General features: G+C 40.0%; 23 protein-coding genes. 7 read left to right on the top strand and 16 right to left on the bottom strand.

The annotated features are described in order from the left end of the window. Positions 1-4 precede the first annotated feature (4 nt). Genes V7O61_RS11785 through rpl3p form a run of 3 tightly spaced genes read right to left on the bottom strand, consistent with a single transcriptional unit; the run spans position 5 to position 2,030 of the window. Positions 5-253 carry a 50S ribosomal protein L23 gene (locus V7O61_RS11785; RefSeq protein ID WP_407281694.1) on the bottom strand — a complete coding sequence of 83 codons (249 nt, stop codon included), beginning with the start codon at positions 251-253 and terminating at the stop codon, positions 5-7. Continuing rightward, the gene (gene rpl4p, locus V7O61_RS11790) at positions 250-1,011 is read right to left on the bottom strand and encodes a 50S ribosomal protein L4 (RefSeq protein ID WP_407281693.1); all 762 of its coding nucleotides are present in this window, start codon (positions 1,009-1,011) and stop codon (positions 250-252) included. Before rpl4p ends, V7O61_RS11785 begins: the two co-directional genes overlap by 4 nt. A gap of 5 nt (positions 1,012-1,016) precedes the next feature. Further along, a complete protein-coding gene (gene rpl3p, locus V7O61_RS11795; RefSeq protein ID WP_023845791.1) occupies positions 1,017-2,030 on the bottom strand; it encodes a 50S ribosomal protein L3 in 1,014 nt (337 codons plus the stop codon). Between the two features lie 680 nt (positions 2,031-2,710). Between rpl3p and galU the strand changes: the two genes are divergently transcribed. Further along, a complete protein-coding gene (gene galU, locus V7O61_RS11800; RefSeq protein ID WP_407281692.1) occupies positions 2,711-3,574 on the top strand; it encodes a UTP--glucose-1-phosphate uridylyltransferase GalU in 864 nt (287 codons plus the stop codon). 106 nt (positions 3,575-3,680) lie between these two features. Here galU and V7O61_RS11805 read toward each other — a convergent pair whose 3' ends face one another. The 6 genes from V7O61_RS11805 to iorA all read right to left on the bottom strand — a co-directional run bounded on the left by V7O61_RS11805 (position 3,681) and on the right by iorA (position 8,843). Continuing rightward, positions 3,681-3,926: a hypothetical protein gene (locus V7O61_RS11805; protein ID WP_407281691.1), complete on the bottom strand. Its 246-nt coding sequence runs from the start codon at positions 3,924-3,926 to the stop codon at positions 3,681-3,683. Between the two features lie 5 nt (positions 3,927-3,931). Continuing rightward, the gene (locus V7O61_RS11810; protein WP_288069461.1) at positions 3,932-5,002 is read right to left on the bottom strand and encodes a PASTA domain-containing protein; all 1,071 of its coding nucleotides are present in this window, start codon (positions 5,000-5,002) and stop codon (positions 3,932-3,934) included. Between the two features lie 16 nt (positions 5,003-5,018). Next, positions 5,019-5,426: a hypothetical protein gene (locus V7O61_RS11815; protein ID WP_023845788.1), complete on the bottom strand. Its 408-nt coding sequence runs from the start codon at positions 5,424-5,426 to the stop codon at positions 5,019-5,021. 72 nt (positions 5,427-5,498) lie between these two features. Then, complete coding sequence (locus V7O61_RS11820; protein ID WP_023845787.1) at positions 5,499-6,113, bottom strand: hypothetical protein; 615 nt, start codon at positions 6,111-6,113, stop codon at positions 5,499-5,501. Between the two features lie 307 nt (positions 6,114-6,420). Then, entirely contained in the window at positions 6,421-7,017 is a 597-nt protein-coding gene (locus tag V7O61_RS11825; RefSeq protein ID WP_023845786.1) for an indolepyruvate oxidoreductase subunit beta, read from the bottom strand. Next, positions 7,014-8,843, bottom strand: coding sequence for an indolepyruvate ferredoxin oxidoreductase subunit alpha (gene iorA / locus V7O61_RS11830; protein WP_407281690.1), 1,830 nt, complete (start codon positions 8,841-8,843; stop codon positions 7,014-7,016). The genes V7O61_RS11825 and iorA overlap by 4 nt, the downstream gene beginning before the upstream one ends. A 205-nt stretch (positions 8,844-9,048) precedes the next feature. Between iorA and V7O61_RS11835 the strand changes: the two genes are divergently transcribed. From V7O61_RS11835 to cca, 6 genes are all read left to right on the top strand, one after another. Beyond that, positions 9,049-10,110: a hypothetical protein gene (locus V7O61_RS11835; protein ID WP_023845784.1), complete on the top strand. Its 1,062-nt coding sequence runs from the start codon at positions 9,049-9,051 to the stop codon at positions 10,108-10,110. A 259-nt stretch (positions 10,111-10,369) separates the two neighbouring features. Next, the gene (locus V7O61_RS11840) at positions 10,370-11,299 is read left to right on the top strand and encodes a hypothetical protein (protein ID WP_407281689.1); all 930 of its coding nucleotides are present in this window, start codon (positions 10,370-10,372) and stop codon (positions 11,297-11,299) included. A gap of 136 nt (positions 11,300-11,435) precedes the next feature. Continuing rightward, positions 11,436-12,161 carry a Bax inhibitor-1/YccA family protein gene (locus V7O61_RS11845; RefSeq protein WP_023845783.1) on the top strand — a complete coding sequence of 242 codons (726 nt, stop codon included), beginning with the start codon at positions 11,436-11,438 and terminating at the stop codon, positions 12,159-12,161. Between the two features lie 158 nt (positions 12,162-12,319). Beyond that, complete coding sequence (locus V7O61_RS11850) at positions 12,320-13,675, top strand: glutamate-5-semialdehyde dehydrogenase (protein WP_407281688.1); 1,356 nt, start codon at positions 12,320-12,322, stop codon at positions 13,673-13,675. A 31-nt stretch (positions 13,676-13,706) separates the two neighbouring features. Continuing rightward, the gene (gene proB / locus V7O61_RS11855) at positions 13,707-14,831 is read left to right on the top strand and encodes a glutamate 5-kinase (RefSeq protein WP_407281687.1); all 1,125 of its coding nucleotides are present in this window, start codon (positions 13,707-13,709) and stop codon (positions 14,829-14,831) included. 106 nt (positions 14,832-14,937) lie between these two features. Beyond that, positions 14,938-16,284 (top strand): CCA tRNA nucleotidyltransferase, encoded by a 1,347-nt coding sequence (gene cca, locus V7O61_RS11860; RefSeq protein ID WP_407281686.1) that lies wholly within the window; start codon positions 14,938-14,940, stop codon positions 16,282-16,284. Positions 16,285-16,421: 137 nt separating this feature from the next. Here cca and V7O61_RS11865 read toward each other — a convergent pair whose 3' ends face one another. From V7O61_RS11865 to V7O61_RS11895, 7 genes are all read right to left on the bottom strand, one after another. After that, on the bottom strand, positions 16,422-17,198 hold the full coding sequence (locus V7O61_RS11865) for a hypothetical protein (RefSeq protein ID WP_407281685.1): 777 nt from the start codon (positions 17,196-17,198) through the stop codon (positions 16,422-16,424). A gap of 313 nt (positions 17,199-17,511) precedes the next feature. Beyond that, positions 17,512-18,348, bottom strand: coding sequence for a DNA-3-methyladenine glycosylase family protein (locus V7O61_RS11870; RefSeq protein WP_407347401.1), 837 nt, complete (start codon positions 18,346-18,348; stop codon positions 17,512-17,514). Between the two features lies 1 nt (position 18,349). Next, on the bottom strand, positions 18,350-19,732 hold the full coding sequence (locus tag V7O61_RS11875) for an ADP-dependent glucokinase/phosphofructokinase (protein ID WP_407281683.1): 1,383 nt from the start codon (positions 19,730-19,732) through the stop codon (positions 18,350-18,352). 3 nt (positions 19,733-19,735) lie between these two features. Beyond that, entirely contained in the window at positions 19,736-21,223 is a 1,488-nt protein-coding gene (gene pfkC / locus V7O61_RS11880; RefSeq protein WP_407281682.1) for an ADP-specific phosphofructokinase, read from the bottom strand. A 105-nt stretch (positions 21,224-21,328) separates the two neighbouring features. Next, positions 21,329-22,084 (bottom strand): hypothetical protein, encoded by a 756-nt coding sequence (locus V7O61_RS11885; RefSeq protein ID WP_407281681.1) that lies wholly within the window; start codon positions 22,082-22,084, stop codon positions 21,329-21,331. A gap of 152 nt (positions 22,085-22,236) precedes the next feature. Next, the gene (gene argC / locus V7O61_RS11890) at positions 22,237-23,178 is read right to left on the bottom strand and encodes an N-acetyl-gamma-glutamyl-phosphate reductase (RefSeq protein ID WP_407281680.1); all 942 of its coding nucleotides are present in this window, start codon (positions 23,176-23,178) and stop codon (positions 22,237-22,239) included. A gap of 73 nt (positions 23,179-23,251) precedes the next feature. Beyond that, entirely contained in the window at positions 23,252-24,382 is a 1,131-nt protein-coding gene (locus V7O61_RS11895) for a WD40 repeat domain-containing protein (RefSeq protein ID WP_407281679.1), read from the bottom strand. Position 24,383: the final 1 nt, after the last annotated feature.

Below are 24,383 nucleotides of genomic sequence, written 5' to 3' on the forward strand. Positions count from 1 at the left end.
CACCTCACATCAGGCCGATTCTGGTTGCAATTTCATGAGCTGCATCAGTTCCTTCGAAAGTAACGATAGCTTTCTTAAGACCCTTCATTGTGCTCATTGTGCAGACAGATGATACAGGGAAACCGTACATCTTCATTACATCGGCCTTGATCTGCTTCTTGTTTGCGCGAGTATCAACAATAAACTGGAGTTTGTTGTCATCCAGCAACATCATTGCTTTTTCAGTAATAAACGGATATTTGATAACGCTCATTCGAACATCCCTCCAAGTGAGGATATTGCAGATTCTGTCCAGACGGTCAGTCTACCTGCATGAGTACCAGGAGCCAGAACTTCAGCATTCAATGAATCAACTGAAATTACATCCACACCTGCAAGGTTCCTTGCAGACTTCATGATTGGACTGTCGCATGTTGCAACGATAAGAACACTCTTTTTGTTCTTGAATCTCCTTCCTCTGAGCTTGCCTTTTCCTGCACGGATGGTCCTTCCATCTTTTGCACGGAGTACATCATCGTAAAGACCTGCACTCTGAAGGAAGCTTACTACATCCTTGGTCTTTTCAACGTTCTCAAGTTCATCTGCAGCAACAAGAGGAAGCTGAGCGTCGAACCTGTGACCACGTGCCTTTACAAGATCGTCATCGCACGTTGCAGCAATTGCTGAGCGGATTGCCATACGTCTTTCTTTCTTGTTGACCTTCTCAGTCCTGTCAGCTTCTGGCTTTGGGGGGTGTGCCCTTCTACCGCCTACTGCCTGTGGAACTCTTGCTGCACGGCTTCCGTTAGCAAGTCTTGGAATCTGTGCTACACCTCTTCCTGAACCCCAGGAGTGTGCAGAGGTATCCATACCGGAGTACATCCTTGGACCATATGGCTGGTACCTGTTACCCTGAGCTGCGAGAACTGCTCTTTTAATAAGGTCTGGTCTGTATACTTCATCGAACACAGCAGGAAGTTCAACTTCACCCTTTGTGTTTCCTGATAAATCTATAATATTTGCTGTAACCATTCAGTTCACCCCTGCTTGGACTGTGTACTTACGTGAACAATCTCTGGTTCACCCATAGCAGACACCTTTGATCTCATTGGATCTCTAAGCCTTACAAGCCTCTTTGAAGGACCTGGAATGCTTCCCTTAATGAGGATGTATTCGCCACGCACAAGACCGTAGTTCAGGAAACCGCCAGCAGGAGTAATCTCTTCTCCATCTTCACCTAGCTTAAGAATACGCTTGTTGTATTCGGTTCTCTGGTGGTAACCCATCTGACCCATCTGTGGAATTGTCCACCTGACGACAGCTGGGTGCCATGGACCAAGCGTACCTATCTGCCTGAGACTTCCCTGACGTGAGTGCTTGTTCTTCTGCAGGTTGATACCCCATCTCTTTACAGGACCCTGAGTACCCTTACCGGTTGTGATAGCTGCTACGTCGACGAATGCGCCTTCATTGAATACATCAGTGATTTTGATTTCTGCACCGAGTACAGACTTTGCGTACTCGAGCTTTGCCTTTACATCAGAACCACTCACTGCTGTTTCCATGAGATCTGCATTCTTCTTAGGAACACCAGTCAGCTTCTTTGGTAAAGTATATGTGATGACCTTAATGTCTGTAACCTTACCTTCTTCAACCAGACTTTCGAGCTTAGCAAGAGCCTCTTCAGTGTTAGACTCTTTTGGAAGTACGATTGACTTTCCAAGACTCTCATCAAGATCAGCAGTCCATGCTTCAGAAAGTGCCTTTTCACCATGAGTGGAATTACCGTAAGCACGAATTGCAGCGACACGAACAGCCGGAGTTTCTACAACAGTTACCGGAACTGAAATCTCCATACCTTCAGTGAGACTGTTCTTTGTGTCATCTACCATTACCACATGAGTCATACCTACTTTATAGCCTGCAAAGTCCTGGAGCTTTGGTTCTCCAGCTGCATCTGGCCATGAGTTAAACCTTGGTACGTGGCTTTTTGCTCTTACGCGTGGACTGAAAGCGAGTGAACCTCGTTTTGGTCTATGTCCTTTTGCCATTATTATTCTCCTAATTTACACATTTTCTTCTTGGCAGGTCTATGCAATTTTGCATAGGCCATTTTACGCGAGAAAGTCAGGCAGGAACCGGAAATAATCAGGAAGAAGACTAGATAAAGCGGACTCCACGTACTCATATGATACGCATTCAACGCCTAACCTATACAATATTCCAGTCATCACCGGACCTTCGTAGCCCAAAGGAACTACTGAGGGTCATCTCGAAAAGATTTAAACATCCCAGTATTTTAACACCCTATGTGTAAACGGGCATTCTTGAAGAGGCCCAATTATACTTCATGTTAAATCCGACTTTTCGCACTGTAATCTTAAACATGCAGAATTACATATTCCTATGTAATCTACGCTGCGCCATTAAAGGAATATATAATATATAAAGCCTTTGCAAGAAAATAGACTGAAAATACAAATGAACATAACTCGTATAAAATGCAGGATATTCAACAATATGATATTGCTGCTTATATATGAATCGCATGCATAAACTCAAAGCAGAGTCTTATTTAAGCAAGATCATTTCAATAAATTTGTTGATAAGACAATTTTAGAATTTCAGAATAATATTACATGTATAGATTATATATAGATAAAGTTCATCAAAGAAACACCAGATACTAATATGTTATCACATACCATCGAGTAAAATCAGGAGTTAAAAAGTGGAAGTAAAAAAAGCTGTAATACCTGTTGCAGGGATGGGGACAAGATTCCTGCCAGCCACAAAATCAATGCCAAAGGAAATGTTGCCAATCATTGATATACCCGTAATCCATTACGTAGTCGAAGAAGCCATTGCATCCGGCATTGATGACATCATATTCGTCACAGGTAGAAGCAAGCGATCTATTGAAGATTATTTTGATGATTCACCCGAAATTGAAAATCATCTACGACAGAAAAATAACGAAAAGCTCCTGAAAATTGTACAGGACATATCATCCATGGTAGACATTCACTACATACGCCAAAAGGAACCAAAGGGACTTGGGGATGCAATTCTCACAGCCAGGAAACACATAAATGATGAAGCATTTGCAGTTCTTCTCGGCGATGATATAATAGTGAACAAAAAGCCATGTACAAAACAACTAATCGATAATTTCATGAAATACGGCCGATCAACAATTGCAGTAGAAGAAGTACCCATAGAAAAAACAGGAAGTTATGGAATCATAAAAGGTCAGCCACTGGATGAGTCCCTCTACATACTTGAAGATATTATCGAGAAACCTGCACCAGAAGAAGCACCTTCAAACATCGGTGCAATTGGTAGGTATGTATTTACTCCCGAAATACTGGACTGCATCAAACAAACAGACATAGGAGTCGGCAACGAGATTCAGCTAACCGATGGAATACGTCTTTTAAACGAAGAACAAAAAGTCTATGCTTACAAATTCACAGGTAAAAGATATGATACAGGTGATAAGGTAGAATACGTAAAAGCAGTAATAGACTTTGCACTAGATAAGGAAGACATGAGAGAACAAATTAAAGAATACATATCAAACATGAACCTATAAACTTACACCATATGCATTAACTACCTCAAGTATAATTGACAATAAGAAAAAGCTTGCTACAGTAATATATAGGAAGATAAGAAAACGCAAGTTCACAATGTTGAATTTATTGCGAACTTCGTTTAACAACTTTTCTCACAGTACGGCCCCTGAAATTCACGCCGCCAACAAGAAGAACGCCTGGTTTGAGTTTGATAACTTCAGAGTAATCGCCATCAAAGGTGGCAATTATACTTTTATTTGCAATAACATCAACCCGGCCCCCAATACTTACAAGAGCTTTTAGAATGCCCTCAATCTGGGAAGGAGTTGCATTATCTGCAACCCTTACAAGATGTGTTTCAACAGGCATTCCAATTACTTCCTTAAAACCGATTTCCTTGTGGGACTTATTCTAGTAGACACTTTAGATACTGGCTTGGAAGCCGGTGTTAAAACTGATGAACCTACAGTTGTTTTTCCTGAAACTGCAGCAAATTCTGTTTTAGAACTTGCAACAACAAGATCTATAGCAGAACCAATATCTGCATAACTACCTGCTTCAATGGACTGACTTATAATCGTACCTGCTTTTAAGGAATTCACCTCTTCAGTTACCTTTCCCAAAGATAGGCCGATAGTTACAAGTGATTTCTTAGCAGATGCAAGAGTATTACCCGCCAGATCAGGAACCTCAACAGACGTGATCTTTGAAATTACAAGATCTACTGCATCACCTGACTTTGCAACTGAATTACCTGATGGTATCTGCGAAAGTACAGTACCCTGTTCAAATTCACTGTCCTTTTCAATGAGCTCGCCCTGAACAAAACCTGCTTCTTTGATAACAGCAATTGCAGTTTCAAGATCTACACCAACAACATCAGGTACATCCTCATAACTGGTAACTTCAGGAGCCTTTGATGATGAGCTAATTGTGAATTCCACCTCACTCAGATTACTTGCAGGAATCAGATCATCAGCTTTAGGTAACTGGAAACAAAGATCGTTTCCATTCATGGCAATGTTTGTCTTAAGCTTAATGTTCATTGAACTAATACTATAATTGACCCTTGAGGAACTTCCTTTTAGAGAGGAATCCATACTATTAAGAGAATCACTGAAAGCTTTTACCAGATTTGTTGAGGAAAGCTCTGGCCTTGTACGTGATAATTGCTCCAGCTTCTTCTCCATCTCCAGCTTTTCATTGATGATATCCTTCACGCGACTATCAAGTACATTATATTCCTGTTTTAAAGCCAGATTTTCTTTTCGGAGTTTTTCAAGTGTATCTGATTTTGATACAAGCTCCTTGTTTATATTATTAAATTCGGCCTCAATGGAAGCAACGCTTCTTTCAGCTAAAAGATAACTTTTTCTTTTTGACGCAGCAGTCGTTGCTTTGTTCAAACTTTCAATATTTTTCCTGAGTTCACTAACATCAGTCATTCCACCCCTCCCATACTTATTCTTCAGTTACCCGGTAAGATGGTGGTACCGATACGATCTTTGCCTTCAGGACACTTGAGCCTTCTACATCATAGGAATTAAGTGATTTATAAGATGCATTCAAAGGTGCTGCTTTCAGAACTCGTTTGTATCCGCGGACACGACCTTTTGAATCTTTTTCTTCTTCATATGACATGGAAAGAGCCATCTTAAGTTCAATATCCACTTCAGGCAAATGATACCATGTAGCTTCCAGATTGTAATCTTTGAGTACTTCATCACTGGACAGTTCAATCTGAGTATCAATTGAGTTACGATCCATTGCTTTCTGCGTTTGTGCAATTGACTTGCCCATTTCAGCAAGGATTGTTGAGAGTGGACTTACAAGAACCTCTTCGATATTTTCACTACTAATGGATGGCAATAGAATACCTCCTGATTATTTTGAAAAAAGATTACCAATGCAGAAGCTCTGCATTGATATCAAATATTCACCTTACTCTGTAGAACCGCTCTCTTTGACCCTTACGGTCGGAACAGCTCTTTCCGGAGCAGGCACTGGCTTTAAAGTGGTCCTCAGGAGACTTGTACCTGATTCATTGAAAGTGTACTTTGACTTATATGTTGCATCATAGGTAGATGTGTATGCAACATTTGTAGTGTTTTCATAACTTGCCTTTGATTTTCCAAAGAGAAGACCTGCAAGCCCGCCAGACTTGTAACTTCCCTTGATCTTGGATTCATTGGTAAATTTGAATTCTCTGCCATACTTTCTTTCAGTTGAGTATTCCCTCTTCATTGATATAGTCATTTTTACTTCAATGATAGATTCAGTAAACTCATAGAAACGTGGCTCCATACCATAAGTCAACAAGGACATTGGTTGGTCATTGGTAACCACATTACTTGCAGTTACGTTACCATCCTCATCCACTGTTTCTTCTATGTAGAGAATTACACTTCCAGCCTCTAGCTCTGTCTCTGCAAGAGCCTGTGCAACATTGACAGAATTCATATCAAGTGCTGTCTGACCCTCGGCAATGGCAAATGCCATTTCTTTAATCATGTCCCCGAAAGGAACATCTAATAGTTTTTGACCAACTGATACCATAGTTTTACCCTCCAAAATTTATGGTGCAATATAATATAAGACAATATAATTTAAAGACTTTGCTAAAAATAACAGAATTAATATAAAAAAGATACCTGAGTAAGTATACACATGTCGAAAGAAATAATATAGTAATTAAAATAAATAGGAAGTTAAAATTAAACAACCGGATGCTCTGCATAGAATAATTAAAGAATAATTCGATCTAAAAAGAAACGGGAAAAACTAAATTTTTGCAGCTATGTGCACAATAATACTAATATAAATTCAAAATTAGAAAAATATAGATTAGAAAAGGATGATAAAATCATCCCTGTGTTACAGACCTGCCCATCTCAAAAGCCTTTACGTTGATATCAATTGTCTTCCGGGGAACTAGTTCCTTAGCACAATCAACCAGAGTATCAACGGAAACCGGCAGGTAGCTTGAAACTGCACCAACCATGACAACGTTCATGGACTGTGGATGACCTGCTTCTTTTGCAAGCTCAGTTGCATTGAAAGCTTTTACCTTATGGGTTTCTTCCATTTTTGAAATTATTGCATCGACATCAGGATATGTACACTGTCCTGAGGTCACAGTCACCGGAAGAATCGGATCAGTATTTACTATTATAGTACCTTCATCGGATAGGAATTCAAGATACCTGAGTGCTTCACTAGGTTCAAGTGCGAGCAGAACATCAGCACCTTTCATTGGAATCATTGAACCAAGTTCACAGCCAAGTCTGATGTGATTTACTACAGAACCGCCACGCTGTGCCATTCCATGCGTCTCTGCTGCACGCACAGACATGTTTTCCTTTACAGCAGCCTTTCCGATTATATCTGATGCAAGAATGGTACCCTGACCACCAACACCAGCAATGACAAGATCGAATTTAGATATTCCTTCAGCACTCATTTCTTCACCTCCGTGATGGCATCGAACTTACAAAGGGCTGCACATACTCCGCACCCCGTACACATTGTATTTATGGATGCTTTCTTTGTAGTTGTATCGAACTCGATAGCTGGGCAACCGAGGTTTACACAGAGTTTGCAACCAACGCACTTCTCAGCATCGATAGTTAATGGCTTCCTGCGAATACCGGAACGCTTTGCATCAATGACACAATACTGTCTTGTGATAACGACTGATGTTCCCTTGTATTCCTTTGCCCTTTTGAAAACCTCTTCTGTCTTTTCAAGGTCATAAGGGTCAACACTTTCAACAAATCCAGCACCCATACTCTTACATAATTCCTCAAGGGAAACTTCAATGGTTGGCTCACCTGTTGCAAGCTTTCCCATTCCAGGGTTTGGCTGATGACCGGTCATTGCTGTAATGCGGTTGTCTACTATAGTTACTGTGATGTCTGCTTTATTATAGATAGCATTGAGAAGACCATTCATTCCAGTGTGGAAGAATGTTGAATCGCCGATTGAGCAACAGATTGGTTTTTTCTCTCCTGCCTGATACATTCCGCTTGCTACGGTTATGCTTCCACCCATACAGAGTGTTGTATCAACTGTGCCACTCTGGATTCCCAGAGTATAACAACCGATATCACTTGGGAAGATTGCATCCTTGCCGTAGACTTTTTTCATGACATGGAAACTTGCCCTGTGTGAACATCCCGGACACATTACAGGAGGACGCATTGGCAGGTCAATCCTGCACCTGTCGTAATCGAAATCTTCTGCGACTTCTGCAGGGACATCCGGTCTTTCAAGTTCAAGGACTTCTGCAAGAACATCAGCACAGATATCAGTATTCAATTCATAAATTCTTGGAACCGGACCTGGCGTTTTACCAACTATATCCACAGTTGAGCCAGTCTGCTGTGCGATTATCCTGACCTGTTCCTCAACAACAGGTTCCATTTCCTCGAAAATGATTAGCTTCTCTGTATTTTCCATAAGAGTGCGAATCTTCTTCTCTGGAATCGGATATGTTCCTATCTTCAGGAATGATGCATTGATTCCCTGTTTAATGATGGCTTCCTTTGCATAAACAGAAGCAATTCCTGATGCTATAACTCCGACCTTTGCACCGTCTGCGAGTTCAAGACAATTCCACGGAGAGTTTTCCAGTTCTTCCTGCATTATTTTTTGGGATTCAAGAAGGCGAGGGTGCTGTATCCTTGCATTCTTTGGCACCATGACCCATCTTTCAAGTTCTTTTACAAACTCTGCTGCAGGCCTGGTTTCTTCCACAGGTCCGAGCTGAATATCGGATTTTCCGTGGGAGATACGGGTTGTAGGCCTGAAGATAACAGGCATCTGGACCTTATTAGAGAATTCAAATGCGTAAGGTATCATGTCCTTGGCTTCCTGTGGTGTGGAAGGATCAAAGCATGGTAGGAGTGAGAATTGTGAGTACCTGCGAGTGTCCTGCTCGTTCTGTGATGAGTGGCATGAAGGATCGTCTGCAACGATTATTACCATACTACCTTTGACACCTGTGTAGGCAAGTGTGAGCAAGGGGTCTGCTGCTACATTTAACCCGACGTGTTTCATTGTTACTACTGAACGCACGCCAGCCATTGCAGCACCTGCTGCCACTTCAAGGGCAACTTTCTCATTGACCGACCACTCTACATAAAAGTCTCTTACCAACATTGCTGCCAGTGTACCGATGATCTCAGAGGAAGGTGTTCCGGGATATCCGGATATGACCTGTCCGCCTCCTTCTACGATACCGCGTGCTATTGCAACGTTTCCCAGCATGTACTCGCGTGTGCTCATGTTAATCTCCTGCCAAGTCATACAAAATGATTATTGATAAAGATATCTGGAAGAATGTTGCATGCTAACACATGTCACTGCATGATGATTTACCAATAACTGAAAGGAAAACAGAAAAATTATAGCAATTAACAGCACCTTGTAAAGCTTTATAAGCTTACACTGTCCAATATGGATCATAGTTCTCCGCAGGAGATAATAATCCATGATAACGATTCGTTTTTACAGGATCTATGACATAGGACTGGATATTGACCTTGACTGGCTTGAAAAGGAACTTGCCAGCAGTTTTACAACGGCAAGAGCAAGTTTTGTGCGTGTCAGGCCTACATCAATCATAATAGATGTTTCACCATTGCTTATCAGGCTTGGACAATGCAATGTAGAAAAAGATGGAGAGAACTTTAAGTTCTCAGTTTTTGCACGTATTTTCCGTGTTGGTGCCATCAGTCTGTGTCTCGCTTACGAGAAAGGAGATGCAGATTTCAAATTCCTTGAGAAAACTGCACTTTTGTTCTCTGAGCAGGAAGGACTTGAAGAATTGTTCCTTTCACACCTCAATACGCTTGCAGATATACTCAAACCACACATCAAAGGCTTTTCATTTACCCCTGATTTCTTTGAAGACTATACCATTTACCATATGGACTGGATGGATGATTCTATTGACCCGATGCCACTCCTTGCAGGCGAGAAAATAGATTTCTCACCCCAGATGAGAGAGGAAATTCTCAAAGGTACTCACAGTTACAGTAAAAATGACCGTGCCATTTTTTCCTGGGACTCTGCCCTGATCTGCGACCCTGATACTCCTACAGACCTTTTTGACCTCATTGAGTTTGCAAATGTGCAGGTCTTTGAGCTGCGTTACTATGACAGGGAACTGAGCAGAAGCATGGAAAAGATGTACGATGACATTGCCCTTGCAGATAAATTATCATTCTTCAGAAGAAGACAACTTTACAGGACTATTATGACACAGCTAATGCAGGATAACGTAGCCCTTTCCGAAGTCACCGAGAAAGTCAACAACCTTATCAAAGTCACTGAGGACGTTTACTATGCAAGAGTATATGCGACCGTCCTGAAAACACTAAGAAGCGAGCAATGGAGCGAGAGTGTAAATCGTAAAATCGACATGATAAAAGACAATTATTCAATGCTCTCTGATGAGGTAAGAATCGAGCATTCCAATTATCTTGAATGGATAATTATTGTGCTCATAGCTATTGAGATTGTGATGGCTGTGGTGGAAAGGATTGTGTAATGTTTGTATTATGATTTGATTTTTGCTCTAACTTTAGTTTGCTTTACTTAGAATGAGATGTGGGTTCTAAGTAAAGGAATCTTTACTCAAAATAAGACTCTGTAGAAATCCTGTTTATATGATTGATACAGCCTTTGACCCCATTTTATTTCCACAAAAACAATTTGCACTCTAAAAATAAAGCAACCATCCGCCGAAGGCGGCACATTCCATCTCTGCTGAATTGATATTTACCTGAAGATCATTGCATTTGTATAGAATGTTAAAGAAGTTCTGCAAAGAAAGTATTCCAGAGTATTGTACAGATTATTCTGTTTTGTGGGAAAACGCCGGCTTTGCCGGATCCTTCGGGATAATTCCACTTATTGTTATTAATAGGATGCGAGGAAACGATTTGCTTCTTGCCTTTAGCTGCTTACCTTTAATTTTTAATGGCAGGGTTTCTACAGAGACTAAAATAACAGATTTTAAATACCTTCTGTTAAAAGTTGAATTTATGACATCAGTAATTGAAAATCTGAAAGAAAAAATAGAAGAGATGCAAAATACCAAAATAAGTAATTCTGAAGAAACAATCCTTGACAAAGTAAAAAGAGAACAAAATGACGAATGGACAGAAAATCATGTCGAAGCTATAGTAAATACTGTTTTAGCAATGCGTCAGAATTGGGAACGCACAGCTGAACCCCGGTTTGTAGAATATCAGAAAAATTATAGCCACATTACTTCCTTAGAAAAAATGAAGAATCTCATAAAAGGAATGGATGAAAAAGAATTCTGCAACAAAGTCTTAGGATTGAACATCACAACAGAACATTTTTGGCGTTATGAAATGCTGCAAGCTATGATTGATGCATTTGTAGAATATCAAAAAGAAAATGAATTAGAATCTGACAAAGAAGCTATGCTAAAATGGGCAAAGGAATTTGATTACTCTAATGAAAATGACCCAATCAGGAGTATTAAAAATGTTGGTATTGCTACCGTTCAAAATCTGAGGATGTGTCTTGGAATCGATACTGTAAAACCTGATGTCCATGTCAAAAATGCTTTGAAAGAAATAGGACTCGGAAATGAAATACAGATATGTGAGTTGATTTCGGAGCTGACCGATATTTCTTGCAGAGAACTTGATCAGATATTCTGGCTTTGGGCAAAAACAAATCTGAATGAAAATTTGGTTAATTGATCTGCTATTCGAGAGCCTTCTTGTAAGTAAGGACGTTAAAGCAAAAAATATTCTATAAAAATATATATTACAGTAAAGCTAATTCATACTACGATAACTTAACTATCCACTTATTAAAACAAAGAGTGATTACATAATGCGTACAGCAAATCCAGCTTTGAATAAAAATACATTTAGCAATCTGACATCTTCTGAAAACGTTATGACCCTGGAAGGAACTGCTAACAAGTCACTCATTTTGCTTGGCATTTTACTTCTTACTGCAACGTACACGTGGGGGCTGGGAGCTGAGAGTCAGGGCTTAATTATGATAGGTGTAATCGGAGGATTAATTACAGCCATCATTACCGTTTTCAAAAAGACCGCATCAACTATTACTGCTCCCATATACGCTGCATTTGAAGGGCTTGCCCTTGGAGGCATATCATTCTTTTTCGAAACTATGTACCCGGGAATTGTTTCACAGGCAGTTTTTCTTACAATAGGAGTATTCTTTGCACTTTTGTTTGCCTACAAATCACATATCATAAAACCAACTGAAAACTTCAAGTTAGGTGTATTTGCTGCTACTGCAGGGATTGCAGTTGTTTATGTAATTAATTTTGCAATGGGTTTTTTTGGAAGTTCAATACCCGTACTTCAGATAGATAATGCAAGTCCCCTGAGTATTGGAATCAGTCTGGTTGTTATTATTGTCGCTGCACTTAACCTTGTACTTGATTTTGACTTTATAGAAAGCGGAGTTGAAGCCCACGCTCCAAAATACATGGAATGGTACAGTGCATTCGGACTTATGGTAACACTTGTATGGCTTTATCTTGAAATTCTTCGCTTGCTTGCAAAGTTGAATTCACGAAGATAGACACCTACTCTGACATCATAATCGACAAATATAAAACCAAAGAACTATGTGCAATGTCTACAAGTATACTTGTAAATATGTCTGCTCATCTACTATAGTAGAATAAAAATCAATATAATCTGACATCACTCTTTTAACAAACCCAGGGTGGTTTATTCATGGTTCTTGAAATTGAAGAAAAGGTCATTGAAGCAAAGAAGGCGTCTATCATTCTTGCAAGCGTCAGCACAGACACAAAGAATGAAGCTCTTGAAGCAATGGCACAGGCACTTGACGATAATCGCGATAAGATACTCGAAGCAAACCAGAAAGACATTGAAGCGGCAGAGAAGCTGAAAAGGAAAGGGGAACTTTCCCAGGCTCTTGTAGACAGGCTCAAGGTCAGCGACAGCAAGATAAGCGGAATGATAGATGGAATCCGTGACGTAATCAAACTCGAAGACCCGGTAGGTAAAACTATTGATGCTCTTGAGCTTGATCAGGGACTCGAACTCTATCAGGTAAGCTGTCCAATCGGACTTATTGGAGTGATATTTGAAGCACGCCCGGATGTAGTGCCACAGGTCATGTCCTTATGTCTTAAAAGCGGCAATGCAACCATATTCAAAGGTGGAAGCGAGGCACTAAATTCCAACCGCGTGATCTTTGACTTATTAAATGAAGCTGCAGAATCAACAAAGGGAATGACAAGCGGTGCATTCCAGCTCATGGAAACAAGGGAAGAAGTCAACGATATCCTGAGCATGGACGCATACATCGACCTGCTAATCCCAAGAGGCTCCAATGCATTTGTCAAATACATGCAGGACAACACAAAGATTCCGGTTCTCGGACATGCAGACGGTATCTGCCATGTTTATGTTGACGATGAAGCAGACCTTTCAAAGGCATACGAAGTATGTTTTGATTCAAAAGTACAGTATCCTGCTGTCTGCAACGCAATGGAAACACTGCTTATAAATGCGGAAATTGCAGAAAAATTCCTGCCAAAGATGGCAAGAATGTATGACGGGGCAGGTGTCCAGATGCGCTGTGACGAAACATCCTTTGAGATACTCGGACAAATTGACTTCCTTAAAAGCATAGCAAGAGCCATTGAAGATGACTGGAGAACTGAGTATAATGACCTCACACTCTCCATCAAGATAGTAGAATCAATGGATGAAGCCATCGAGCACATCAACAACTACGGTTCACATCACACTGACGCCATCATTACAGAGAATGACCTCAAGAAGAAGAAGTTCACAGAGCTTATTGATTCATCCAGCGTAATGCTTAACGCATCAACCCGATTTGCAGACGGCTTCCGCTATGGAAAAGGAGCAGAAGTCGGAATCAGTACAAACAAGATTCATGCCCGTGGCCCTGTAGGAATGGAAGGACTCCTCATCTATAAGTATATATTAGTCGGCAACGGAGACAAAGTTGCAGACTACGCTGGTCCCGAAGCGAAGAAATTCACACACCGCAAGCTCAACAAGAAAGTTGGCGATGCAGTTTCCAGAAAATAACAAAGGTTAACAACACTAAGAGGCATCACTTTTGTACGACAGGAAAGAGCTCTTCAAAGATGTGAACAGGATAGTTGTAAAGATAGGAACCTCATCCATCAATACCGAAGACGGAAAGCTTAACCGCCAGTTCATGGAGAACATGGCCGCCCAGGTTGCCGAACTTCATGAAATGGGAAAAAAGGTCATCCTTGTAAGTTCAGGAGCCATTGGAATCGGTATTGACATTCTGGATTTTGACAGCCGCCCAAAAGAGATACCGGTAAGGCAGGCATGTGCTGCTGTCGGCCAGAGTGTGCTAATGCAGCAGTGGTGTGAATCCTTTGCAAAACACAACCTGAAGGTAGCTCAGATACTCCTTACATACGATTCATTCTCAAACAGGCTCACCTATCTCAACCTCCGGAACAGCATTTCCACTCTGCTTAGTTATGGTGTCATACCAATCATCAATGAGAATGACAGTACATCAGTTAATGAAATAGAAGCAACATTCGGCGACAACGATAAACTTTCTGCAATGGTTGCCAGTAAAATGGAAGCCGACCTTCTCATTATACTTTCAGATATTGACGGTCTTTATGACAAGAACCCAAAGCGCAACGATGATGCAAAACTCCTGAGCCTTGTGGAAGAGATCACTCCGGAAATAGAAAGCTTCGGAGGTAGCCCTACAAGCATGAAAGGTGTTGGCGGCATGAGAACCAAAATTGAAGCTGCCAAGATATGCTATATGTCAGGCTGTTACATGATAATCACTAACAGTGCAACCGAAAACGTTGTTACAAAAGTGCTCTGCGGGGAAGACATCGGAACATTGTTCCTTGCCAACCAGGACGTACACAAGAACAGGATTCGCTGGATACTCCTTTCAAAATCATGTGGTTCCATCGAAGTTGATGTCGGGGCAAAAGAAGCAATAATCAACAGTATGAGCCTGCTTCCTTCGGGAGTAACAGGAGTTGATGGTGAGTTTGACAGAGGAGAAATCGTAGAGATTGTCTGTGAAGGTGATGTCTTTGCAAAAGGTATCACGGACTATACTTCTGATGAACTGGAACTTGTCAAAGGGCAACACACTGACCTGATAGCCGATATTCTGGGTTACAAGAACTATAATCACGTAATCAAGAAAGAGAACATAGGTATTTGCTAAAATGTGTTTTATCACCTGCTAAAGTTCCGGTTAACTTTTTAATGGTATCTTGATTACTTTTTTATAACTAGCCCCCATTATAAAGTTTCAAATCCCAAGATCAAAAATGACACTCGAAGAACAGGTACTTGAAAGGATAAAACCCAGTCCTGATGAAAAAGAAAAGTTGCAGGAGGTTGCTTCTGAATTACTTGCAAGAGTCAGTACCATTGCAAGAATAAAAGGAATAGATGGTATCATTCCAAAGCTGGTAGGTTCTGCAGCAAGGAACACGTGGATATCAGGTACACACGACCTTGATGTTTTTATCTCATTTCCAGAAAGCGTTAGCCGTGAGGAACTTGAAGAAAATGGCCTCCTGATTGCAAGAGAAGTTGCAAGGAACGGCACAAATGTTGAAGAACGCTATGCAGAACATCCATACCTGAACATGAATTACAAAGGCTTCGATGTTGATCTAGTACCTTGCTTTGCCGTTGAATCCGCATCAGAGATAAAATCAGCAGTTGACAGGACACCATTCCACAACGAGTTCATCAAAATGAGCATACCCGGAAGAGAAGATGATGTACTCATAATGAAACAGTTCATGAAAGGCACCGGCACCTACGGCTCTGAACTTCGCACACAGGGATTCTCAGGCTACCTCACAGAACTTCTGATAGTCCATTATGGCTCATTCCGAAATCTCATACGCAATGCATGCACCTGGAAACCGGGACTTGTAATAGACATGCTGGAACATGGAACATTAAAACATGAAGACCCCCTGATTGTCGTGGATCCCACTGATCCTAAAAGAAATGTTGCAGCAGCACTTTCCATTAATCGTTTTGCTCAGTTTATCGATGCATGCAGAGCTTATTCTGAGAATCCTTCTGAAGAATTCTTTTTCCCGGAAGCAAAAGAGCCCATGTCAGATGATGAGATTAAAGAAATGATGCAGTCCAGAGGAAGTTCATTTATCGCAGTGATTTTTGAGACTCCGGAACTTGTGGACGACATACTGTACCCACAACTTGATAAGATGGAAAACTCAATCTGTGCACTTCTGGAAGAGTATGATTTTCAGATCATCAACTCAGGATACTGGGCAAATGAACAGTCTATAGTCGTTATTGAGCTCATATCATCAGAACTCCCTTTTGTGAAAAAACACAGAGGACCTCCTGTATGGGTTAATGAACATGCGAGAGGTTTTAAGGAAAAGTACAGTAACTCTGATGAACTGTTTTCCATGTATATTGAAGACGGTTTTTATGTTGCAGATATAAAACGTAAGTTCACAACTGCAAAAGAACTGCTCCAGGAAAAAATGCAAACGTGTTCACTTGGCAAACATCTCGGAAAAGCAGTGCTGGAAAGCTTCGAAGTTCTGGAAGATAATTCCATCCTTGAGATTAAATATCCTGACTTCAGGATTTTTATGCGAAAATGGGAGCAGGGCAAATAGCTGTCCCATGATAGTTTATTTTAAATGGCAAGGATGGCATAAAGTTGGTCTACAGCTAGAAAAGAATTGCATAACCATCAGAATAAACGCAGCTAACATAGTAACAGATGCAGCGGCAAAAATAAAACGTGATCTTTTCATTTGTTTTCCTCCCTATAGGTTCCTTCTCCTGTGATTAATCGACCATTTGTGATTATCCATCCGTCCTGCGGTCCCGATAGCTGGGATTCGATGCGGACACCGTAGTAGTTTATATCATCGACATCTTCTCCTTCTGGCGACCAAGAATTGCTTCCGCCCCCAGAAAGTGAGATTGTCACATTTGTACTGTTATCAGTACTGTATTCGGCAAATATCCTGCTATCATATTGATATGTTTTAGCAGTATTTGACCATACTTCTTCATTGTAAATTTGACTTATATTGTACATTGGAGTTAAAAGTGGTTCATTTCCAATTGGATTGCTTGTGTTGACTATGTGATTTGCAGACATACCCACATAGAAAGTATAACGAAAATCTTCATGTTCACCCTGTTCCCCCCTGATTACGTTTGCTTGATTTTCATAATCCAGCATTACTTGTGGATCGACCTTCTCATTACTTATTGAAAGCATGAGTCCGTATTCAGTTTCAACAAGATCATATTCCCAAGATGGATCTGTATTGCCAAATTCTTGTTCCTTAATGGTGTTCCCAAATGAGTACTGTGTTTCCGGTCCTAGGAATGGGATATACACCGTGAAATTGTTCAATATATCAGATGTAGTGAAAGAGAATGCATAATAATAATCCGAGGAAAAATGTTCATCATATGGTTCTTGTCCTTTTTGTTCCGACCACTGAGATGCAAGTACTGCAGATATGACAATGATCAGTATTAGACCCAGTATTATTTTGTATCCTCGTTTCATGTTTTCTCTACCCAAGTGCAGTTTTTAATATTACTTTATGTTCCATTTAAGTATTAAAAATTTTTTACTCAATTGAGTAACTATTTTCAATATTATTTTGAGCGATTAAATTCAGAAGATATACATTTACTAACAAGAGAACAACTTGAATCCATAGATATGATTCCTTTTAGACAAAGAAAGGGGAATGAATCAAAGGATTCTACTGCAGAAAAATGGAACGGAAATTTGACAGAGAATTGTATCACAACAAAAACTTGGTTGAAACAATGTTCTCTGTTCTGAAAAGAAAATGAGGAATTCTACAGAGCCGTTAAATTCCTTCAAGTCTTTTCTGATAAAAGAAATACTGCTGCGCATAACCACAATAACGTCCAAAATACATCCTTCCCCAATTACCAATCTTGCTTTTAGTTGCGTTCCCATTGAAATATTCATGGTGACCGTAAACTGTTTTCACAACCTTTTCAACATGAGTATCTACCGGAAATGCTTCCATTTTATCAAATGCAAAAAGAAGGATACAGTCTGCAACTTTTTCCCCGATCCCTTCAAGGAACATTAGTCTCTGTTTGGCTTCCTCGTAATCTACCTTGAAAATATCATCAAGAATCAGGTTTCCATCCTCAACATGCCTCGCAGCCTTGATGACACGTCCGCCCCTGAAACCAAGCTTACAAGCCCGCAGGTCATCGTCACATGCATGAACAAGTGCGTGTGGTTCGGGAAAACTGTAGTAACCACCTTCTATCTCTTTACCGTAGTTCTGACACATCATTGAAATTGCACGCTTGATGTTAGGAATACTCCACGCCGTTGCAAGCATGTATGATATCAGGCACTCCCAGGGATCCTGCCTGATAAGACGCAGACCCATGTACTTGCTTATGGCTTCATCCATGAATTCATCTTTGTTAACTTCCTGAAGAATAGAGTCAAGGTCATCATCAAAGCGGAAGTAATTCTCAAAAAAACTTTTCGGCAGGGGGCAATCTACAAGAACTTCGCCGCTGATTTTGTCCTGCTGCAACCTTGCAACATGGCCATTCAAAACCCCGGTCCACCAGCCATCAATCAGGTCCCAGCGGAAGACCTGTCCGCAATCAAGAGTGTAGTCAAGATTGAAATTCTCAGAGAAAAGAGTATACATGTCAGGAATTGAGTTCAAGCTCCCTTAAAAAAATGGCGGCTGATATGGTGTCCCCAAGCCCCACGGTTGAAACAGGTTCATCGCAAATACGTGTCGGAACAACGGTTACCTGACATGAATCGTGCATTCCGCATACTGTACTGCAGTTCAGTTTATCCTCAATATGCTGTGCCAATCTTTCACTTTCCTTTTTGCCAGATTCACTTTCAGGAATTTTAGATGCAATTTCAAGAAGCTTGTTCCTGTCAGTAAGTTTACCGGAACATGCAAAAGCTGCAGCACAACCTGCTCCAAACTTCATTGCCTCGATTATAATTTCAGGGTCATCATTTTTCATGCATGAAACCGAAACAACGAATTCCCTTGTGTGTACGATCATTCTGCAAAGTCCTGAATTATTGCATAATGAAATGGCAGCATCTGCAATTGCAACCGAATCCATTTCAAGAATTGGTTTTGGGTCAATTCCATTTAATCCTGCAAGCATAGCAAGTTCATCCTCGTTCATTCCTATCCGGTCAACAATTTTGGAAAGACTGGAAAATGCGTACAATGCAATGTCATCTGATGAGAAATGACCGAATTCAACATGGATGTGCAGATCTTTACGGATATTTTTCCAGCTTTTAAGTTGCATCAGGGATGCATCGAGTTTAGATTTATAATCTGAGCCTGTTTCAGAATTCTCCTGAAGCATATGATAACCTGAAATTATGGCTCCGTCCATATCTGCAATATGAGCTTCTGAGTATTTTCTGAATTCTGTGTCCATATGGAGCTCAAAATTTAACGGATCATAGGTTGCTATGAAACGGTTCTCTCTTGGAACTGTAAAATCCTTTCCTGAAAGGGACACTTTATCTCCTTTTCTGAAATCAAAAACAAAGTGTATAAGCTCTGGTTTATTGTTAGTATCATGTTCCGGAAGTATAGTTTCCAGTTCTGAGCTCTTGTAGAGTTTGCCTTCAAAAGGATGATAAACAGCTTTACCTGAGAAAAAAGAAAGCTGTAACTTTGATAGGCTTGCCACATTTGGGACAACTCTGGAAGCTCCAAGTTCAGAAAGAACGTTGGACATTATTCCCATGTTGCCACCCATTCTCATAAAAGAACCATCAATGAATGTCTTCTTTATCCACTCAAATACTGATGAATCTTTTATCATCCACTCTGCGCCGGAACCATCACGCATGCAGGTAATAAGACCTGCCAAAAAATCAGGTTTTGAAGAAATTGAACCTGGTGGTGAGATGATTTTCTTATTGAACTCGTCTGCAAATGCAGGATTTTCAACTTCAAGTTCCCCTAACATTTGGGATAATTCACTGCCATCAATATGATAAATTGAATCAATATTAGCATTGTAGGCACAGAGAATATTCATCGGTTACTCCGTTATTCTGCATAGATTTATTTTTGGCATTTTTGCCAGTAAAGCAACAAAAGCACCTGCCGATATTGCATCACCAATTCCTACGGTTGCAACGGGATCTTTCACAACTTTGGATGGAACTATAATAAGATCATGATCCGGTGCACTTATGCACCCGTCCTCGAAATCTTCGGCTGAACATATATTGTTCCTGACCAGATGCTTTTCAAGTTCTATCAAATCCCTGTAGCCCTGATCGTATACCGGAACTCCAAGTCCAAGATCAATGTCATCAATATCTGATATGTTACCGGTTGCAGCCTGTGTTGCTGCCACGGCTGATGCGAAAAGTAGTGCCTGACGATGTGCATCTGCATCCAGTGGATGGTCTTTTGAGACTACACAAATGTAGAACCCAAGAGAATGAATATGTACTCTCTGAAGTTCCAGTTCCTTCAGTAACATCACAGCGCCTTCGTAAAGTGAAACTATGCTGTTTTCTCCTTTGTTGATTACGGAATATGCCAGTTCCTCATAACCAAGAACATTAAGAGCATTTGCAACTTCCACAGTGTCAAGACCAAGAGAAGTTACGTGTTTTTTCACAATATCTGTGAGCAATGTTTTGCGGATTATCTTATTCTGAATTGATGTGAATTCCACATGCAGGCGCATCTGAGGATTACAGCCTTTCAGACGTTCAATGACACTTACAGCACGCTCCACATAGTCTTTGTATGTGGTGCCGTCATCATATTCTTCCTTGATCATCTGGTAGCCTGAAAGTATAGCCCCATCTATATCTTCCCTGATATCAGAAAGCTGTTCGTACATTTCAGGACTCATGTCAATTCTGAGCCATTTTGGCCTTGATGAAACGATAAGGCGGTTATCTCTTGGAACCACGAATTCTTCACCAGAACATTTGAAACTTATTCCTCTTGAGAATTCAAGTATCCAGTTGATTTTGGGTTTCTGATTTGGATCGTATGCTTCCTTCGGATGTTTTAGATACAGTTTTCCATTTTCTATTACAGGATGCTTCAGGTTGGGAGAATCTACAAAATAATCAGCCTGATCTTTTGACAGCCAGGGAACATATGTAATTACGTTCTTCACGCCAAGGTTTGCAAGTAAGTTAGAGATAATTCCTGCCTGACCACCCATGCGTGCGGAATCAAAGACCATATTATCCATTAACCACTCATGAAGGTCAGATGTATAGGTTGGAACCTCGGCGGCTTTACCATCACGCATTGCGATGATGAGCCTTGCCAGAAAATCAGACGGGTCATTTATTTCACGAGGGTACGCCAGTATCTTTTCCCTGACTTTTTCATAGCCGATGATATTTGTAAGCTTCTTGATGTCATCCTTGCGTACATGTTTCATGGCATCAACATTGCTGTTATAAGCCACGAACACGCCCTGTACGTTTGCAAGCTCTTTCTTTACATTAGAAACAGCCTCAACGTAACGTTTCTCCCATTCCACGATCTCCATAGTTACACCAATTGGTATAAATTATGTTTAGAGAGTATATATAAACGATGGATGGAGAAAAAGTAATTGAAAGTAAAAAGGATTAGACTAATTGATTACATTATATTACATTTCAGATGAATCACTATAGAGGTCTTCCCACGTCTTAAAGTTATGATCTTCTGGTATAGTGCCAAGTTTCTCAAAGTATTCCATTTCACAGTCCAATAATACATTAGAATTATGGTAAGACCAAATACGCTTTTTTGTTTTGGTATTAATCCATGGTTCATAATACATTTTACCTGCTTTCATTTCAGGAATCCAACCATTTATTTCGATATTTCTATCTATTAAAGCTTCAATTAAATACTCAGCTGTAACGTCTTCTTCTAAATTTAGAAATACATTTGTCTTCCAAAAATGTTCAATTAAAGGTTCTATTACGTAAAAAACGAATTTGAAAGTTTCTTCGGATAAATCAATATCCGGAACTGCTAAATGTTGTATAGTATTTCTTAATTTTCCAAAATCATAATAAAAGTCTAGATTTTTAATTGTATATCCCGTCGTTGCCCACAAAAGGTCTGGCAAATCCGAATACTGATATGTTTTCCCATTATTTAATAAAGATTCAATAGATAAAGCACCTGATTTCAAATCTTTTAATTTTGGTACTTTTGTAAAAATCAACAATGGATGTTCTATTGCAATACATGACTTAATTATGATCTCAGAAGCTTGTGCTGCATGAAGAACTCCAAAAGCATTCCAATATGAATTAACTGGATTCGCAAAAACTGCATGGTCCATTGAATGACTCAATAGTCCTAACCCAAAATCTTTCATATGATTTGCTAAATCGATCCTTGTTGTTTCCATATAATCTCCTATTTAGCCTAAAAAATAGAATACTGCCCATTTATTTAAAGCTGTATCATTAGTTATTGAGTAATCCAAAAAAGTATTTGCGAATATAATGTTTCAAAATATCTCGTATGATCAAAATAATGTAAAATATTAAATGAAAGGTCTCAAAGCAGACCAGTCGTTTCATCCATGCCAAGCATGATGTTCATGTTCTGTATAGCGGCACCTGATGCACCTTTTCCAAGGTTGTCCAGACGTGATATTACCTGAATCTGCTCGTCGTTGCCGTAGATGTAGATATCTGAATAATTGGTATCATTACTACCCTGAACATCGAAAGCATTATCCACAAGGTCATCAGCTTCATCAACTTCATGAACGCGGATGAATGTTGAATCACCAAAATACTTCTGGTAGAGTTCATACAAATCCTGCTTTGTTACAGCTTTTTCCAGATCTTTAACTGAAAGAGGTAATGTAACTGCAAGACCCCTTGGGAAATTGGAAACAACAGGCATGAGAATCGGATTTACATTCAGACCGCAGCGTACCCTGACCTCAGGAACATGCTTGTGAGTCAGACCAAGTGCATACTGCCTTGGTGCTTTGTAAGCTCGCTCTTCTGTGGTCTCGTATGTCTGTATCATCTGCTTTCCACCACCAGTATAGCCAGTGATTGAAAACAACGGAACTGCTGTATCCTTTGAGATGATTCCTTCTTCAATAAGAGGATAAAGTGCAACTACAGATGCACTTGCATGGCAACCTGGATTGGAAACCCTGCTTGCTCCGGCTACATTTTCCCGGTGTTTGACAGAGAGTTCCGGCAGTCCGTAAGCCCATGAATCGTTTGTACGGTTAGCTGTGGATGCATCAATGATCCTTGTGTCAGGATTTGTGACCAGACTGACAGTGTCTGCAACAGCTTCATCCGGCAGGCACAGGAACACCAGATCTGCCTCGTTGAGCAGCTTGGTTCTCAGTTCCCTGTTATGACGTTCCTCGTATGGAATCTCAAGTATCTCTACTTCCGGATGCTTTGCCAGACGCTCGTTAACCAGTAAGCCGGTCGTTCCGTGTTGACCGTCCACATATATCTTGTACATTATCTTCCTCAAATACCCTGATAGATTATATGGTTATTCTATATTTCGGCTATGTCGAGATACGCATCATTCTTTATGCATAATAACTTTCAACGATCTCCGTGAAATTATAGGCAAAAATTCTACCACTATGTGCCCTAGAATTCATCGAATATATGGAATCTTCAGAAACTTTAAGTCCAATTAGAATCTGCTGTCCATCTGCAGAAAATTCTGCAGTATAAAATCGATCTGCATAATCTAAATTGTTAACTTTAGTCCTCAAAATTTGTTTTTTTGTGGATATATCCCATATCATTAATGCATAGTCATCAATTGCCATCAGATATTTACCGTCAGATGATAAAGACATATCATTTGGTGCGGATATATCCGTAAATTTGGCTATCGTTTTATAGGTGCCTGTATCCCAAACTAGAAGTCCTTTACCATTTCCATTATATCCAGCCAGTATATTACCATCATTAGAAAACTGTAATTCAAAAGCATAAATTTGATTTAAAGTCCTGTAGCTATCTCCTGAACCAATATCATAGAACATGGTATTGCTTGAAGAATGACCGGAACCAGTATAGCTTACAACTAAATACTTGCTATCCTGCGTAAAAGTAAGAGCTTGTGCTTGATAGTTTTCACTGGTGATGGACTGTATAATCTCTCCTGAATCTACACTCCATATATTTACAGCACATTTTCCTGAATCATCACCGTTTCTATAAGGTGATGCATAATATCTTCCATCTGGGGAAAAAGCCATCTCCGAGATATAGTTATTTTCCATTTCATGGGTTCTGATTATGGACTTGTTTGTAACATTATATAGTGTCAGATAAGAATTATCAAAATCCTTCTTTGTTGGATTGTATTCATTAGAGGCGATTAACAAATAATTACTGTCAGATGAGAATTTTAGTTCTGACATACTGGATGTTTTATCATCTACTAAATATTTGGTTCCACCTTTTTCTCGCAAAACGATAGGACTGTCAGGAAAAGATAAAACAGCAACATATCTGCCATCAGGTGAGTTGTCCATCTCACTTATCCATGCATAGTCATCTTGTAGTTCTTCTGGTGTAAAATCACTTAATGACTCTGCGCTGGAGGTAATATCAAGGAATGCATCTTTTGCATCTGGGAAAAGAATAATCAGAATAATTATTGTGCTGATTATTCTAAGAGTATTCACCTGTTGTTTCATCATT

Source organism: Methanolobus sp. WCC1, from assembly GCF_045690315.1.
In the GTDB taxonomy this organism is placed as follows: Archaea; Halobacteriota; Methanosarcinia; order Methanosarcinales; family Methanosarcinaceae; genus Methanolobus; species Methanolobus tindarius.